This is a genomic window from Nostoc sp. FACHB-280, assembly GCF_014697615.1.
Classification (GTDB): Bacteria; Cyanobacteriota; Cyanobacteriia; order Cyanobacteriales; family Nostocaceae; genus Nostoc_B.
The window spans coordinates 78,060-92,304 of the sequence record NZ_JACJSD010000016.1 but is presented as its reverse complement, the minus strand read 5'-3'; the positions used below and the strand labels follow the sequence as shown (position 1 = coordinate 92,304).

Annotated in this window: 17 protein-coding genes; 9 read left to right on the top strand and 8 right to left on the bottom strand. The window is 40.6% G+C overall.

Going from position 1 to position 14,245, the window contains the following annotated elements; all coding sequences use genetic code 11:
- The first annotated feature begins 110 nt into the window (after positions 1-110).
- The 7 genes from H6G75_RS13990 (at position 111) to H6G75_RS32790 (ending at position 6,972) form a co-directional block, all read left to right on the top strand.
- Positions 111-350 (top strand): Calvin cycle protein CP12, encoded by a 240-nt coding sequence (locus H6G75_RS13990; protein ID WP_190980656.1) that lies wholly within the window; start codon positions 111-113, stop codon positions 348-350.
- Between the two features lie 480 nt (positions 351-830).
- The gene (locus tag H6G75_RS13985) at positions 831-1,424 is read left to right on the top strand and encodes a DUF3177 family protein (protein WP_190980655.1); all 594 of its coding nucleotides are present in this window, start codon (positions 831-833) and stop codon (positions 1,422-1,424) included.
- A 27-nt stretch (positions 1,425-1,451) separates the two neighbouring features.
- Positions 1,452-1,751 (top strand): hypothetical protein, encoded by a 300-nt coding sequence (locus tag H6G75_RS13980; RefSeq protein WP_190980654.1) that lies wholly within the window; start codon positions 1,452-1,454, stop codon positions 1,749-1,751.
- A gap of 71 nt (positions 1,752-1,822) precedes the next feature.
- On the top strand, positions 1,823-2,938 hold the full coding sequence (cbiD, locus tag H6G75_RS13975; RefSeq protein WP_190980653.1) for a cobalt-precorrin-5B (C(1))-methyltransferase CbiD: 1,116 nt from the start codon (positions 1,823-1,825) through the stop codon (positions 2,936-2,938).
- A gap of 323 nt (positions 2,939-3,261) precedes the next feature.
- Positions 3,262-4,884, top strand: a complete 1,623-nt coding sequence (guaA, locus tag H6G75_RS13970; RefSeq protein ID WP_190980652.1) for a glutamine-hydrolyzing GMP synthase — start codon at positions 3,262-3,264, stop codon at positions 4,882-4,884.
- Between the two features lie 445 nt (positions 4,885-5,329).
- Positions 5,330-6,808, top strand: coding sequence for a caspase, EACC1-associated type (locus H6G75_RS13965; RefSeq protein WP_190980651.1), 1,479 nt, complete (start codon positions 5,330-5,332; stop codon positions 6,806-6,808).
- The gene (locus H6G75_RS32790; protein WP_206757374.1) at positions 6,805-6,972 is read left to right on the top strand and encodes a hypothetical protein; all 168 of its coding nucleotides are present in this window, start codon (positions 6,805-6,807) and stop codon (positions 6,970-6,972) included. Before H6G75_RS13965 ends, H6G75_RS32790 begins: the two co-directional genes overlap by 4 nt.
- A 344-nt stretch (positions 6,973-7,316) precedes the next feature.
- On the opposite strand, the gene H6G75_RS13955 is transcribed toward H6G75_RS32790, so the two are convergent.
- Positions 7,317-7,937, bottom strand: coding sequence for a hypothetical protein (locus tag H6G75_RS13955; RefSeq protein WP_190980649.1), 621 nt, complete (start codon positions 7,935-7,937; stop codon positions 7,317-7,319).
- A 366-nt stretch (positions 7,938-8,303) separates the two neighbouring features.
- On the opposite strand from H6G75_RS13955, the gene H6G75_RS13950 reads away from it, so the two are divergent.
- Both H6G75_RS13950 and H6G75_RS13945 read left to right on the top strand, forming a co-directional pair.
- Positions 8,304-8,786: a hypothetical protein gene (locus H6G75_RS13950; RefSeq protein ID WP_190980648.1), complete on the top strand. Its 483-nt coding sequence runs from the start codon at positions 8,304-8,306 to the stop codon at positions 8,784-8,786.
- Between the two features lie 233 nt (positions 8,787-9,019).
- A complete protein-coding gene (locus H6G75_RS13945; RefSeq protein WP_190980647.1) occupies positions 9,020-9,475 on the top strand; it encodes a hypothetical protein in 456 nt (151 codons plus the stop codon).
- A gap of 375 nt (positions 9,476-9,850) precedes the next feature.
- Here H6G75_RS13945 and H6G75_RS13940 read toward each other — a convergent pair whose 3' ends face one another.
- From H6G75_RS13940 to H6G75_RS13910, 7 genes are read right to left on the bottom strand one after another with little or no spacing between them, the layout of a single operon-like run.
- The gene (locus H6G75_RS13940; RefSeq protein ID WP_190980699.1) at positions 9,851-10,513 is read right to left on the bottom strand and encodes a Na(+)/H(+) antiporter subunit B; all 663 of its coding nucleotides are present in this window, start codon (positions 10,511-10,513) and stop codon (positions 9,851-9,853) included.
- Complete coding sequence (locus H6G75_RS13935) at positions 10,513-11,103, bottom strand: DUF4040 domain-containing protein (RefSeq protein WP_190980646.1); 591 nt, start codon at positions 11,101-11,103, stop codon at positions 10,513-10,515. The genes H6G75_RS13940 and H6G75_RS13935 overlap by 1 nt, the downstream gene beginning before the upstream one ends.
- On the bottom strand, positions 11,096-11,374 hold the full coding sequence (locus tag H6G75_RS13930) for a monovalent cation/H(+) antiporter subunit G (RefSeq protein ID WP_190593107.1): 279 nt from the start codon (positions 11,372-11,374) through the stop codon (positions 11,096-11,098). Before H6G75_RS13930 ends, H6G75_RS13935 begins: the two co-directional genes overlap by 8 nt.
- Positions 11,375-11,377: 3 nt before the next feature.
- Complete coding sequence (locus tag H6G75_RS13925) at positions 11,378-11,644, bottom strand: hypothetical protein (protein ID WP_190980645.1); 267 nt, start codon at positions 11,642-11,644, stop codon at positions 11,378-11,380.
- Positions 11,641-12,030, bottom strand: a complete 390-nt coding sequence (locus tag H6G75_RS13920) for a Na+/H+ antiporter subunit E (RefSeq protein WP_190980644.1) — start codon at positions 12,028-12,030, stop codon at positions 11,641-11,643. The genes H6G75_RS13925 and H6G75_RS13920 overlap by 4 nt, the downstream gene beginning before the upstream one ends.
- Complete coding sequence (locus tag H6G75_RS13915; RefSeq protein WP_190980643.1) at positions 12,015-13,451, bottom strand: cation:proton antiporter; 1,437 nt, start codon at positions 13,449-13,451, stop codon at positions 12,015-12,017. The genes H6G75_RS13920 and H6G75_RS13915 overlap by 16 nt, the downstream gene beginning before the upstream one ends.
- A complete protein-coding gene (locus tag H6G75_RS13910) occupies positions 13,448-13,783 on the bottom strand; it encodes an NADH-quinone oxidoreductase subunit K (protein ID WP_190593086.1) in 336 nt (111 codons plus the stop codon). The genes H6G75_RS13915 and H6G75_RS13910 overlap by 4 nt, the downstream gene beginning before the upstream one ends.
- Between the last annotated feature and the right edge of the window lie 462 nt (positions 13,784-14,245).

Genomic DNA, 14,245 nt, shown 5'->3' with positions numbered 1-14,245 from the left:
GATACTAAGTGGCTCAACTAATTAGGTAGAATGATGAGTGATAGTAGAGAAAATAGCAATTTTTGAATTTTTCTATACTAGTATTAACAACACACAGCAAAACGAAAGTTATGAGCGAAACCAAAGCAAAAGTTGATCTCGAAGAACAAATTCAAGCAGAAGTAGAACAAGCTCGTGCTGTCTGCGACATTTCAGGTAGCAATTCTGCTGAGTGTGCAGCCGCTTGGGATGCAGTTGAAGAACTGCAAGCTGAAGCCTCTCACCAGCGCCAAAATAAGCCTAAAAATTCTCTAGAACAGTACTGCGATGACAACCCAGAAGCAGTAGAATGCCGAGTTTACGATGAATAGACATTGAGTGGGTAAATTTCTATTCATCCAACAAGCAAGCAACCAAAATCTGTTTACTGCGACCTTGTGCTTGATACTCTTTAGGGTATGTTTTTTAACTCATCCTGAATCATAAGTTGTCAGTTGGTACAAGTTACAAAAGTAAGAGATACACAAGTTGCTTGTTTTTTTACCTCCACAAAAGTACACTTCACCCCAATGAAGGATGAAGTGAGTATCTAGTCATAAATATTATTGAGCCATCGGAATCCGATTTGATAGCTGAACATGCTCGTGTAGGTAGGGAACAGGACAAAGAGATTAGAAGTGTAGCGAGTGTTTTCCCCCAATCAAATATGAGTCCTACATTTAAATATTTTTCAGTTATATAACTACTGCTTGATTAGAGTTTTATAGTTATTTCAAGTATTTGCAGAAGTATCCGTTATAGTAAATATCTGTTCTTCATGCAAACTTTTTATTGATCATCTGGCAAAGATAATGGAAGATGTGTGGTTTCGCCCTTATGTCTGGGCTGATTATCGACTAGCAGTATTATTTACACTGATTATTCCTTTAATTCTACTGATTTGGGCATTTGTCCAGAGGGCAGAAGGAATACAACGCCTGTTAATGATTTACTGGCGTGTGGCAAGTCTGTTGGCAATTACAATTTATTTAATGATTGCTGAGTATCCAGTTAGCTTTGTTTCTGGGTTGATAGCGCGTATTCTGATTCCGATTTCTCTGTGGTTTTGGGTGGATCTCAATGATGAAATTGAGTATCAACAGAGTGGGCTGTTAAAGCTAGTTTTTACTTCTTGGCGCTGGGCTGTAACAGTTTATAGTTTACTCGGTGCGATCGCCTTTGTTCCTTTTATCGGTTGTGCCTTTTCCGAAACAGCCATTAAAACTCCCTATTGTCGAGTTTGGTTTGAAGCCCCGTTAATCTTTAAAGACTACTTCCATCACAATACCAAACCTGGATTTCTCGGTTTTCTGGGTATTACCTGTTTAGTAATTTATGTACTTTACTTAAGCTACTTTGTTCTGATTAAGCTGGGCAAACAAGGACGTTCAGCAACACCTCAGTAATTAACTCCAAGACAAAGTTCCAATTTGATGAATAATTCCATTGGCAAGCGCCTAGAACAATACACCAGTAAACGCCCCCAAGAAGTTTTATTGATTACGGTGGAAATAGGCGATGAACAAGACAAAATTGCAGTTTTCAAAGGTTTTTCTAGTTCTTTGATGCGTCCTACAGCTTTTGATCCTGATGTCCCAGTCCTCTTAGACGAGGCCACAATTCTCAGTATCGATCGCATCGCCAGCCCTTATAATCCTGAATCACCCCGTTACATCGAAAAAGGCATCTCTTGGGAAGCAATGCAAGCTTTGTTGGCAGAAGTGGGAGTCTAAAGTATGAAGTATGAATTAATTTTGTTTTTTAACCTTCTGCCTTCTGCCTTCTGTCTCCTGCCTCCTGAACAATGACTAAAGCTGGATACACTTTACCTGTGTTTGCTTGTGCGGCGGCGATGGCGGCGTTACATTGGTTACGCCAAAATCAGCCTGTGCAAACTGTGGTGGTTGACTTAATTACACCAGCGCAAATCGCGGAAATCCCGATAGAACAAGTGGCGGGGCTATCGGAAAATTTAGCGTTAGGAATTACTCGCAGTGATCCTGGTGATAATCTTGACCTGACACGAGAGACACCAATTTGGGCAATGGTGGCTTGGGGTGGCGAAACAGCACAAGCAGTCACAATAAAAGGTGGCGAGGGAATTGGCAAAATTCTGGATGCAGATAATCAACCTGCAATTTATCGTTATGCCCAAAATTTATTGCAAGAAAACTTGCAACGGATGTTAGCACCGGGGGAGAAAATCACAGTCACGATTATTTTACCTGAAGGGCGATCGCTCGCCGTCCGCACTTCTAATGCTGCCTTTGGTGTAGTAGAAGGACTGTCACTATTAGGAACAACCGGAATTTCCCAACCTTTAAGTTCACCTGATCAGTTAACCGTGTTTCGGGCAGAATTACAACACAAAGCCAGTCGCTTTGAGAGTTTGGTATTTTGCATTGGTGAGAACGGTTTAGATTTAGCGCAGAAAATCGGGATTAATCCCGAACAATTGGTAAAAACGGCTAACTGGTTGGGGCCGATGTTAGTTGAGGCAGATGCTTTAGGCGTTAAAGAAATCTTATTGTTTGGTTATCATGGTAAGTTGCTGAAATTGGCGGGAGGCATTTTCCACACCCATCATCATTTGGCAGATGGGCGACGGGAAATTTTAGCAGCCCACTGCGCTTTGGCAGGAATGCAGTCATCAGATATACAAGCAGTATTTCATAGTCCAACGGCGGAAGCAGCCCTGAAATATCTGCGAGAATTGGATACTGACAGTGGTAGTGATTGGGTAAATCAAGTTTATGGTGCGATCGCCCAAACTATAGATACTCGTTCTCAAGAATACATGCAGTCCCATAATAACCGAGGTACGACAGTACCAAAATGTGGCTCAATTCTCTTTGATCGCGATCGCAAAATTATCGTAAAGAGTAAAACTGCTTGTTTCTTAATCGCAAAATTATGTTAACTTAATATGAATAATCATTAATAATCTAAATAAATAGCTTTTTCAGTAACCACTCTAGGGTAATTTATTCCTTCTAATACCATGTCAGACTGAATGGCCAAGCAAACGCTTTATAACCCGCGTTTGTAGGGGGTTCCTTTACCATTTACCAGCCTCAGAAGGCAGAGATAGTAAAGTGCTGAGTGCAGAAAGCAAAGTATAAACCAAGTACTGTCCAGCTTTCAGCAATCAGCGCGATTCTCATCTAAGAAATTCCGGCGATAAGTGGTATTTTTGTCAAACCACAGTGCAACCATCTACTACTTCATTCACACTTCCCCATCATGAATACAGCGGTGACTCTACTAACCGAACAAGCACCTCAACCAGTAGAAGAATTGAGGCAGCTTGAGCGTCAAATGATTATTATTTTAGACTTTGGCTCTCAGTATTCCGAACTGATAGCGCGACGCATTCGTGAAACTCAGGTATATTCTGAAGTTTTGTCTTATCGCACCACAGCCGAACAATTGCGGCAACTTAACCCCAAAGGCATTATTCTTTCTGGCGGGCCGAGTTCAGTTTACAGCGAAAAAGCTCCCCACTGTGACCCAGAAATTTGGCATTTAGGTATTCCCATTCTGGGTGTATGTTATGGGATGCAGTTGATGGTAAACCAACTCGGCGGAGAAGTGGCAAAAGCCGATCGCGGTGAGTATGGCAAGGCATCATTATATATAGATGATCCCACAGACTTATTAACCAACGTCGAAGATGGCACAACCATGTGGATGAGTCACGGCGACTCCGTGGTGAAAATGCCAACTGGTTTTGAAATCTTGGCACATACAGAAAATACTCCCTGTGCGGCTGTTGCTGACCACGAAAAGAAACTTTATGGTGTGCAGTTCCACCCCGAAGTTGTACATTCCATTGGTGGTTTAGCCTTAATTCGCAACTTTGTTTATCATATCTGCGAATGCGAGCCAACTTGGACAACCGCTGCCTTTGTAGAAGAAGCAATCAGAGAAATTCGGGGTAAAGTTGGCGATAAACGGGTACTTTTGGCATTATCTGGCGGTGTGGATTCTTCTACCCTAGCCTTTTTACTGCATAAAGCGATCGGCGATCAATTGACTTGTGTATTTATCGACCAAGGCTTTATGCGGAAATATGAGCCAGAAAGGTTAGTGAAATTGTTCCAAGAGCAGTTTCATATCCCTGTAGAATATGTCAATGCCCGCGATCGCTTCTTAGATACTATTGCAGGTGTGACAGATCCCGAAGAGAAACGCCGTCGCATCGGTCATGAATTTATTAGCACCTTTGAAGAAGCATCAAAGCGCCTCGGCCCCTTTGATTATTTAGCTCAGGGTACACTGTATCCAGATGTTATCGAATCTGCCGATACCAACGTTGACCCCCAAACAGGCGAACGGGTAGCAGTCAAAATTAAAAGCCATCACAACGTCGGCGGTTTACCCAAAGATTTGCGATTTAAATTAGTCGAACCCCTGCGGAAACTATTTAAAGATGAAGTACGCAAAGTTGGTCGTTCTATTGGTTTACCAGAAGAAATCGTTCAGCGCCAACCTTTCCCCGGCCCTGGTTTAGCAATTCGCATCATCGGCGAAGTCACCGCCGAAAGGTTGAATATTCTCCGCGATGCTGATTTAATTGTGCGCCAAGAAATCAATCAACGTGGATTATACAACGAAGTTTGGCAAGCCTTTGCTGTCTTGTTACCCATTCGCAGCGTTGGCGTGATGGGAGATCAAAGAACTTACGCCTTTCCCATAGTTTTGCGAATCGTCACCAGTGAAGATGGTATGACCGCAGATTGGGCGCGTCTCCCCTATGATGTGTTGGAAGTAATTTCTAACCGGATTGTGAACGAAGTCAAAGGTGTGAATCGTGTAGTTTACGATATTACTTCCAAGCCACCTGGAACCATCGAATGGGAGTAATTAAGTGAATGTTTAAATGAAAGATTGAGGTGGGTATTTCCCACCTTTTTTTTCAACAATTATTGCTGATAAGACAATGAGAAAGATTTGGGGGATTCTCCCCCACGCCCCCGATTGGGGGACGGTTGCGTCCCCCAAACCCCCTCCAGAATCATTTTTTCGTTTTTTATTGAGTTATTCGTCATTATTTGTTGCTTTTGTTGTAATTTAGGGTTCTTATCTAAACTGTATTGGCTGATATGCCAGGAGGTAGAGAAAAGAAGAATTTCTAGATTTAATTCTTTTGCGGTGTACCTTATTGAGTTTCAATGCTGTATCTGGAAAAAGTTATGCGCCAGAAGTAGAAATAAATAGGAGGAAACTTAGGATTAAGGCTGATAGTCGTCAAAAATTAGTAGTAAAAATTGAGCCATCTCAAACATTTGTAACAGGGTAACTAGCTAAAATGCCAAAGTTAGCTTTACTAATTGGTGTAAGTGAATACACACAAGGGTTAAATCCCTTACCTGCTGCGACAAAAGATGTGGAAGCTGTACAGAGGGTTCTCCTACATCCTGAAATGGGGAATTTTGATAGTGTGCAACCACTGATTAACCCTGAACCATTAGCAATGCAGGAAGCAATTGAGAACCTTTTCGCTAACCGTAAACGAGATGATTTAGTGTTACTCTTTTTTTCCGGTCATGGGATTAAAGACTCTAGTGGAAAACTTTACTTTGCTACTCGTCTCACCCGCAAAACATCTCAAGGAGAATTAGTTAAAGCTACGGCTGTTCCTGCAACTTTTGTACATGACATCATGAGCAACAGTCGCTCACGACATCAAGTTATTATTCTTGACTGCTGCTTTAGCGGAGCCTTTGCAGAAAACTTGTTAGCTAAAGATGATGGTTCAATCAATGTGAACAATCAGTTAGGAGGTGAAGGGCGAGTTGTACTGACTTCCTCAACTTCTACTCAATACTCTTTTGAGCAAAAAGGCACAGAACTGTCAATTTATACCCAGTATTTAGTAGAAGGAATTGAAACCGGGGCTGCGGATTCCAACAGCGATGGAGCGATCGCAGTAGATGAATTACACAACTATGCTAAACAAAGAGTACAAGAAACTGTCCCGGCAATGAAGCCCGAAATTTATGCAGTCAAAGAGGGCTTCAAAATTTTGCTTGTTAAAGCTGGGATTCGTGATCCACAACGAAGATATCAAAAAGAAGTTGAAAGAGTTTTGACTGATGGCAATATTTTTCCACCAGATCGCCGCTATCTTGATGAATTATCAAGTCAGCTAGGAATTTCTCAAGTTGAAGCTAATTATATTGAAATTGCAGTATTAGAAGCCTATAAAAACTATCAAAATAACTTGGAACAATACAAGCAGATTTTCTTAGGTCACATCCAGCGTGAATCTAGTTTAAGTGAAATAACTCGTCACAAGCTCAATCAATTCATAGAACGCTGGGAGCTTAAATACGAGGATATTTTACTAATAGAAAATCAAATTACGCAACAATTAAAAGTTACACCAATAGCTGAAAACTCTTATAATTCTGTTCCTGCTTTTGCCAAAACATCAAATATAAGGTCACAACCCAAAAGCTCTAATTCCTGGATTGGTGTAGTGATAATTTTCATTGCTCTCAGCTTTCCCTTAACAGTTGGGTGGGGAATATTTCGTTTTATTACATCAATTTTTCCAGAAATTTCTATCCAACAAGAGTCGGAAATTACACAAGCTGAGTATGAAGCAGTAAAATATGGAATGACCTACGAAGAAGTTGTGAAAATCATTGGTTCACCGGGGACAGAAGATGGTGGAAGTCAATTGAGTTCTGACACAACATTTACCTATTATAAGTGGAAAAAAGGCTTTCCAGAACCCGACGTGACTATGAGATTTAAGAATAACAGATTAATAGACAAATGAATGTGGTGGTAAAGTTCACTTTAATTCCGATAAACATCTTCAGTATGTTGGATGGGGTAACAAAACCAAACATTACCCAGAATTTTTTGGGTTACGCGATCGCTCCAACCGACCTACGAATTGGTATTACTTATTCACAAAATAATGTTGTTGAAAATAATTGATGACTTCTCTAGGAGTAGAATTATAATCAGATTCTCTAATCCAGTCATGAAATTTATTAGCTTCTCCCTGCAAAACCTCAAAATAATGAACTCTTAGCGCCACTCTAAATGGCATTTCATGGTGATAAAAGTCATCATCATGTATGTTTGAATTTTTTGTATAGTAACTGTTGATAACTTCTACAGCTAAATCATCTGTATAGAAGAAGTATTTCTTGAGACACCAAACAACTATTTGAAATAATCGTACAGTATCTGCATCAGTCTGAAATGAGAAATTCATTATTTGTCATTCCAACTAAATATAATTATTTTGGCGAAATTTTTAATTATTTCCTAACCAATCAAAAATCAATAGAATCTGAGAACTCGATAATACAGCGCCTATTTGTTAAAGCTACAAGTAACCATTCTTCATCATCCAATTCATTGTAATGTACGTAACCATCACAAAACGGGTGAACATGATTAGGTTCCAGCAGCAGTAATTCCCAAAATGCTTTGGCAATAGATTGATATACTTCCGTTAATGAAGTATCTGGAATAAACCGTAACCCAACACTTAAATCATAGTCTTCACAAACAAATGGATATGCTACCCAATCATTATTTACAGAAGATTGCTGACAAGCCATGAATGTTTGCTCTAGCAGCGCGTATTTATAGTCTGCAAATGGCAAACTTAAAGGTGTAAAGCCAAATATTGGCGGAATTCTACCACGCACCCACACAGCATCAGCGATTTTGCCGCATTTGTGACGACAACGCTCGATAATTTTTGGTAGTTGATTGTCTATGTAGTCTGTTAGCGGAAATGTGGGAGTTTCTTCTTGTCTACGATAAGGTCTAATGTTGATTCCGTCGTATAATTCGCCTAAAACCGGGACAAACACAAATCTGTTATATTCAGCAGCTCGTCCCAGAACTCGCCATAAGTATCCATATTTGATAGTTATAGAAACCATTGATTAAATTAGGTTTATTAACTTGCCGTGATTAAGCAAACATGATACGGGGTAAAGTTACGCCTTTGAAACCTATACAAGAGAGTTTTGTCCGTTTAGCTGAGGCTTCACTTCAGTTCCTTGGTACAAGATATATAACAACGGTGAGATGTTAGGACAACTTGAAAGCTTGAATGACTGGCATAGTAATACTTTTACCTCCTGCCTTCTGCCTCCTGGCTTCTGCCTTCTGCTATATAAAAAAGTTTACAAAAAAAACAAAAGCATCTGTGTTTTTTCGTATTTTTTTGGGAATGCTAATGTGGAAGCGATTTCCAGCCTTAGAGATTGCTTTTTGACGCAGTATCAAACTTTTATAGGATTTTTATGTCTAGACGTTTGCCTAAAGGCCGTAGCGCCAGTTCAGTAGCTTTAGAACCAGAAGTTGCGATCGCTCTGATCGGACTATTTTCCGCCGCATCTGATGGTGAAGGTATTTCTAACGCAGAAGAATATGCCTTGAGCGAAATGCTAGGCGAAATTGCCCAATTTGAAGATTATGAGGAAGAAGATTTTGACGAATTAGGCGAAACCTTAACCAGCCTGCTAGAAGAAGAAGATCCAGAAGAATTAATTGTCAAAGCCATTGAATCCTTACCCAACAGAGGTTATCGGGAAGCTGCATACATCACTGCCATTTTGGTAGTAGGTATTGATCAAGAAGTACCTGATGAAGAACAAAATTATATTTCGGAGTTACAAGAGGCGTTGAATATTTCCAACGAACGCGCTCAAGAACTCATAGATGAAATATTTGGCGCAGATGAAGATGAGGAAGACGACGAAGAATGTGAAGATGACGAAGAATAAATCTTAAATTTTTAATCTTAACAGGGATGGGTTAGGCGATCGCTAACCCACCGCAAACAAAATTAAACTCCCATCATCCGCAACCTTCAGGGTGCTTTCTACCATTTTTTCACAGTCAGATTATTTCTGAGCGATCGCTCCTCAGAATTTACCAGTTGTTTGGAGATGTTGTTTAAAGAAGTTTGCAGTTCAAGCAGTATGATTCTTAGAGAGAACTTTTGATTAATAAATTTATGTCTAAAACAAAACTATTCTCTGGACTTACTCTCAGTTTAATAATAGCTTTATTCTCCAGTCCTCCAACTGTTGCTCAAGAAATATACATTGACAATAACTGTAAACAAAATCAGCAATTAAATGAATTTGACAGGTTTACTGTTTTCTATAAATCCGAATTTCAAACCAAAGGGCAAACATATTGGTTTTACTCAGGTAGATATCAAGATGGAAGTACTATTGTTTGTATTTCAAAACCAGGATTTAAACAAGCAAAACCTTTAGACATAAAACAAATACAGTCTGGTTACATTGATAAAATCAGCAAAGACCCACGCAATAAAACAGCTTTTCTCGTTACTGTCCGCGAGGGTAATGGTTCCTATGTCCCAATATTTCAATACCGACTCAATTTGTCTACACCTTCTAAACCTGCACTAACTAAACTACGAAGTTGGACATCAGGACAGTAGTTACTTTATTCCGGCAGGCAGGTATGCGATCGCACATTTACTATGTATTTTTGAGTATGCTAATTCAAGTTATTTTTTCATTAAAAATTTTAGTCTTATTTTCCATAATGTAGCATTGATATAAATTTGTATATCAATGCTACATTACTGCACTATTGATATGTGCCGTACAAGCATATAGGTAATAGAAACTGGAGACTAAGTAAGTCGGTAGGAAAAAACCTAACTATGTGGCCAAAGATTAACTAAGCTAAAAGCCTCTTTACTCCTGCCTCCTGCCTTATCCTGATGATAAATATTCATGACGACTTACTTAGAAGAACATACCTCACTAGGATGAAAGTCCCTGTCTCTGTGATTGTCTGAAATTTTGTATTACAACAATCCTCGATAACGAATAAAAATCAAAATCACCGCCCAGGAACCCAAAGCAACTTTGACTGCAACTAACAAATTGAGTAGAGGAATAAAACCGCCACTAATTAGTGCGCCCATCTCCCCGTGCGGTAATTCAACACCAGACAAATTAATCACCGCCAAAACCACAAAAACTAATACCGAAATTTTCTCCCATGTAGCAGCTTGCCAGCGTTGGTAAATTGCTTGCATCCACTCTGGGGATGAGGTAATTGCCACTAAGCCAATTGCTGTTCCACCAGCCACCCCGGCGGCAAAACCACCACCAGGGCTGAGGTGTCCGCGAATCCCTAGTTCGATACTGACTAAAGCAGCGATAGTCGCACCCAACCTGGCCAATACAATTGAAGGTTGATCGGTGAAACGATAAACTGTGGTCGATGGTTTCTCATTCGCCAGTAAAAAATTAGCTCCCATGATGGCGATTGTAAATACCACCACTTCAAAAATAGTGTCATACAGGCGATTGCGAAAAATAATCCCTGACACGGCATTTGGTATGCCACTATCTTGAACAACCACTTCCAATATTGAGATATCTGGTAAATCCAAGGTAGGATTAGCAATAAACAGAAATTTGCCAAACAAAGCGATTCCGGCAATAATGTAGAGCCATTTCATCATGAATGCTCTCCCAAAACAGGTGTTTTTAAATCTGGTGTGTTGGTTGGTGATGTACTGACATAGCTCAAACTGCTAATTGGTGATTTCAGTTGAGTGTGCATGATGTCATAAATGCGGCGGATTCTGGTGATGGTTTGATATGGTTGCGTTTCTTCATCTTGAGGATCATGTTTTGCCTGTGGTAGACAAATTGCATGGACTTCTTTGTTGTTTAATGCCTGATTTAAGGTTTCTATATCTGTGTATGGCACTAGTTCTAGGCGGAGATAATAACGTTTGCTAAAAATTGTGCGGAAACTCTCAATCAGTGGCTTAAAGTCTGCATTTTCATCTTCCTGAAGTAATCCCAGACGCAGAACTAGTGATGAACGTACTGCGATCGCATACAGCGTAATCGCCAACATTGTCCCCACCAAGGCCTCAGTCAAAGCCACATCAGCCGCCCCTAAAATGGTATATACAAATGCAGCGATCGCTCCCAAGATTCCCCGCATTACCAAGGCATGGTAGGGATTGGATTGAAAGATCACCATAGATGCAGCCAAGGGCAGCAGAGGAATGATCACATAGATATAGTTATCAGTCATGGCTTTCCTCACTACTGGAACAGTAAGCCAAAACATATCCCAGCATAGTATTCCACATTGCCAGGGAAATGAACGCCAAAAGCAGTAGCGGCCACTCACTGGGTATCTTCAGTAACAATCCGACAATGATACTCATCGAGCCGAGGGTATCTGCTACTGTCAGACCATGCAGTTTGAATAATACCGAGCGATCGCCCAACAAGGGAAAAGTCCCCCAAAACCAAAAGAAAACGCCTAAACCAATGCAGAAATAACTCAGTGCGTTGATCATAATTCACTCTTGCAAAACATCACTCATCCGTTTGATGACTTGGGCTAACAGCATCAAGGCCGCATTTCCCACACTCAGGATAATCACCCCCACCACACCAATCATCCAATCATCACGCAAGACAGAAACAACTAAAATCATGATGGCTGCTTTGGTGGAAATACTGGCAAATGCCAACATTTTTTGCCAAATATCATCTTCCTGCCAAGCCTCATACATGGGGATGAGTAGTGCCGCCATCATGGCAAACAACAGCAGATTCAAAATCATACCTTTTTCCTCCGGCGTACCCAGTGAACTTCGTACCAGCCTGCTTCGTGATATTTCAAAACAATGGTCTTAGGTGTAAAGGTAATCAAAAAGATATCGAGGAATATCAGTCCGGGAGTGCGGCGTGGTTTGACTTGTTCGAGTGTTACTTCTTCGTAGTTATGGGGACGGAAGATAATTTCAAAGGCTTCTACATAAGCTTGGGGAATGGCGACAATAATTTCCCATAGCACACGTAGCCAATCTTTTAACGTGCCTGAGACTTTAGGCAAACCGGGCAGTAACAGGGCGATGCTTACGCCAATAATGATATTTGCCACACTGAAGTTAGCAGTCAGCAAAAACCAAATCGCCAATCGCAATATCAGATTTAGATAGGCAACCATGCAAATCCCTTCCAGAACAGCAGCATTAACACTAAACTCATCACACCAATCAGATGATCAAATTGCTCCAGTACACGCGGTAGCTTAATTACTAAGCGTTTAAAAATTAGCAGGTAAGCTAACCAGCCAATACCAATGGTTACCAGGGGTTTGATGATGTTCTCAACGGTGTAAGCCTCGTAATAGGCAATATTGGCGATAAACAGCCCACCAATTAATAAACTCATAGCTGCCCAAAAACTGGCTTTTGTCTTGCCTTCTCCCCCAAAGGGCAGAAAGATGAATTTGGCAAAAGAGATTGCTGTTCCGAGGGCGGCTAGATTCATAGCGATCGCTTGCCAAGGTAAAAGATTTTTTGTTGTCAATACCTTCGCCCCAAACCCAGACAACAAGGGAAAGCCAGAAATTGAGAAACTAGCGATGACTAAAGCAATCCACACAGCCGTATTGATTGGTCGATTTTGCAATTCCTTGAAGTTGCGACTGGGTAAGCTACCAGCAATCAAGAACAATGCCGCCTTCACCAGTCCGTGAGTCAGGGCATAAAAACCACCGACAATTGGCGCTGCGAGAATAAAACCCAACTGGGAAACTGTGTGAAACGCCAGCATTCGCTTAGTATCTTTTTCCAAGACGGCATAAAACACGCCCAAAAGTGCAGTACCAACGCCAAAGATTCTCACTATCGGGTCAACTTCTGCCACCATCAGCGCACATCGCACCAAGGGATAAACGGCAGCTTTCACGACAACTCCCGACATCAATGCCGATACTGGTGTTTCTGATTCCGAGTGAGTCAATGGCAACCACAAGCCTGATACAAAAATTCCGCCTTTTGTCAAGAGTCCCAAAAATATCAATGCCAGTGCTTCTGGCGGTGCGACTCGCAACCCTGTAAAACTAAAGGAATGATCAGCCTGATAGACTAACACCGCACCGATGAGATAAAATAGCATTGCCACGTTACTGACAAACAAATAGCGCAAGCCTACCCAAATCGAACGATCAGTGCGGGGATAGGCAATCAACAGAAACGCTGCAATGCCACTTACCTCTAGGGCGACGTATAAACTAATCAAATCTGAACCGACAAAGGCAGCATTCACACTACCATGCAAAATGATTGTCTGGGCGTAAAAAAAAGCTGTTTTGTCGCTTTGCCAACAATAAAGAATGACTGCGGCTGTTACCAAAGCATTGGTCAAAATAAAGTAGCCGCTTAATTGGTCTACTGTTAAAGTTACACCAAAATTATCTAGTAACTTGAGAGTTATGGGCGGTGTGATAAATAGCTGTAAGGCATATCCCGCCGAAGCAAAAGCCATAGCCAAGGCGAGATAGCGGTCTAGTTTGGGCAGCAAATAAATCACGAACCCAATAAAAAATGGTAAGCCAATCCAGGCGATAGTTATGGTATTCATGGGGTGTTGTTATTCTCGATTTCATTACTTTCCAACGTTGGGTTATCCCGTGCTAGTTTCATGACACCAACCAGCATTAATGCTTGAATCGAAAAGCCAATCACGATCGCAGTTAAGATTACAGCTTGCGGCACCGGATCAGCATAAGCCCTTTGTTTAACATCAGAAAGAATCGGCGTAAACAAACCATCCCGTGAAGCAATCAGCACGTAATAAGCAATCACCCCCGTACTCATCACATCCATCGAGATGATTTTCATTACCAAATTTTTTTTGAAAATTATGCCAAAAAATCCGCAAAAAATGGTTGCGAGTATACATGCTTCTAACACGATAATTGCCTGTGGTGTGAGAGTTGAATGTAATTTCTTTTTTAAAAATCAACTATATGATGTTTATTTAATTAGTTTTTGTTCTCAACAGAAAATCAATTGCATCAAATAATATTTGAAGTATGCAGAATTTTGCATACTCCTCACTTTTCCCTAAACGAAAAGTGGTTGAGAACATAATTTTCCTTAGACTATGCTCAAGCGTGAATTTAAAATACAATTCACTTTCAATAAGCATTTTCGCTTATTTTGGCATTTATTTGTCAGAAACTACCATCTTAATTTTTAATAGATAACCATTGATATTTTTCTATATATCAATTTCACATCATTACACTAATAATATATTAAGAGAAACAATATTTATATTAGGACTTACACACAAGAAATGGGTGTAAGGGTGTGAGGGTATAAGAGTTGTTAACACCTACACCCTAGTTACTGAGCGTGAAGTACACCCTT

What these genes read in the sequence shown, in the direction of transcription:
- H6G75_RS13990 (WP_190980656.1), top strand. Translation starts at nt 111, where the DNA reads ATGAGCGAAACCAAAGCAAAAGTTGATCTCGAAGAACAAATTCAAGCA.
- H6G75_RS13985 (WP_190980655.1), top strand. Translation starts at nt 831, where the DNA reads ATGGAAGATGTGTGGTTTCGCCCTTATGTCTGGGCTGATTATCGACTA.
- H6G75_RS13980 (WP_190980654.1), top strand. Translation starts at nt 1,452, where the DNA reads ATGAATAATTCCATTGGCAAGCGCCTAGAACAATACACCAGTAAACGC.
- cbiD (WP_190980653.1), top strand. Translation starts at nt 1,823, where the DNA reads ATGACTAAAGCTGGATACACTTTACCTGTGTTTGCTTGTGCGGCGGCG.
- guaA (WP_190980652.1), top strand. Translation starts at nt 3,262, where the DNA reads ATGAATACAGCGGTGACTCTACTAACCGAACAAGCACCTCAACCAGTA.
- H6G75_RS13965 (WP_190980651.1), top strand. Translation starts at nt 5,330, where the DNA reads ATGCCAAAGTTAGCTTTACTAATTGGTGTAAGTGAATACACACAAGGG.
- H6G75_RS32790 (WP_206757374.1), top strand. Translation starts at nt 6,805, where the DNA reads ATGAATGTGGTGGTAAAGTTCACTTTAATTCCGATAAACATCTTCAGT.
- H6G75_RS13955 (WP_190980649.1), bottom strand. Translation starts at nt 7,937, where the DNA reads ATGGTTTCTATAACTATCAAATATGGATACTTATGGCGAGTTCTGGGA.
- H6G75_RS13950 (WP_190980648.1), top strand. Translation starts at nt 8,304, where the DNA reads ATGTCTAGACGTTTGCCTAAAGGCCGTAGCGCCAGTTCAGTAGCTTTA.
- H6G75_RS13945 (WP_190980647.1), top strand. Translation starts at nt 9,020, where the DNA reads ATGTCTAAAACAAAACTATTCTCTGGACTTACTCTCAGTTTAATAATA.
- H6G75_RS13940 (WP_190980699.1), bottom strand. Translation starts at nt 10,513, where the DNA reads ATGAAATGGCTCTACATTATTGCCGGAATCGCTTTGTTTGGCAAATTT.
- H6G75_RS13935 (WP_190980646.1), bottom strand. Translation starts at nt 11,103, where the DNA reads ATGACTGATAACTATATCTATGTGATCATTCCTCTGCTGCCCTTGGCT.
- H6G75_RS13930 (WP_190593107.1), bottom strand. Translation starts at nt 11,374, where the DNA reads ATGATCAACGCACTGAGTTATTTCTGCATTGGTTTAGGCGTTTTCTTT.
- H6G75_RS13925 (WP_190980645.1), bottom strand. Translation starts at nt 11,644, where the DNA reads ATGATTTTGAATCTGCTGTTGTTTGCCATGATGGCGGCACTACTCATC.
- H6G75_RS13920 (WP_190980644.1), bottom strand. Translation starts at nt 12,030, where the DNA reads ATGGTTGCCTATCTAAATCTGATATTGCGATTGGCGATTTGGTTTTTG.
- H6G75_RS13915 (WP_190980643.1), bottom strand. Translation starts at nt 13,451, where the DNA reads ATGAATACCATAACTATCGCCTGGATTGGCTTACCATTTTTTATTGGG.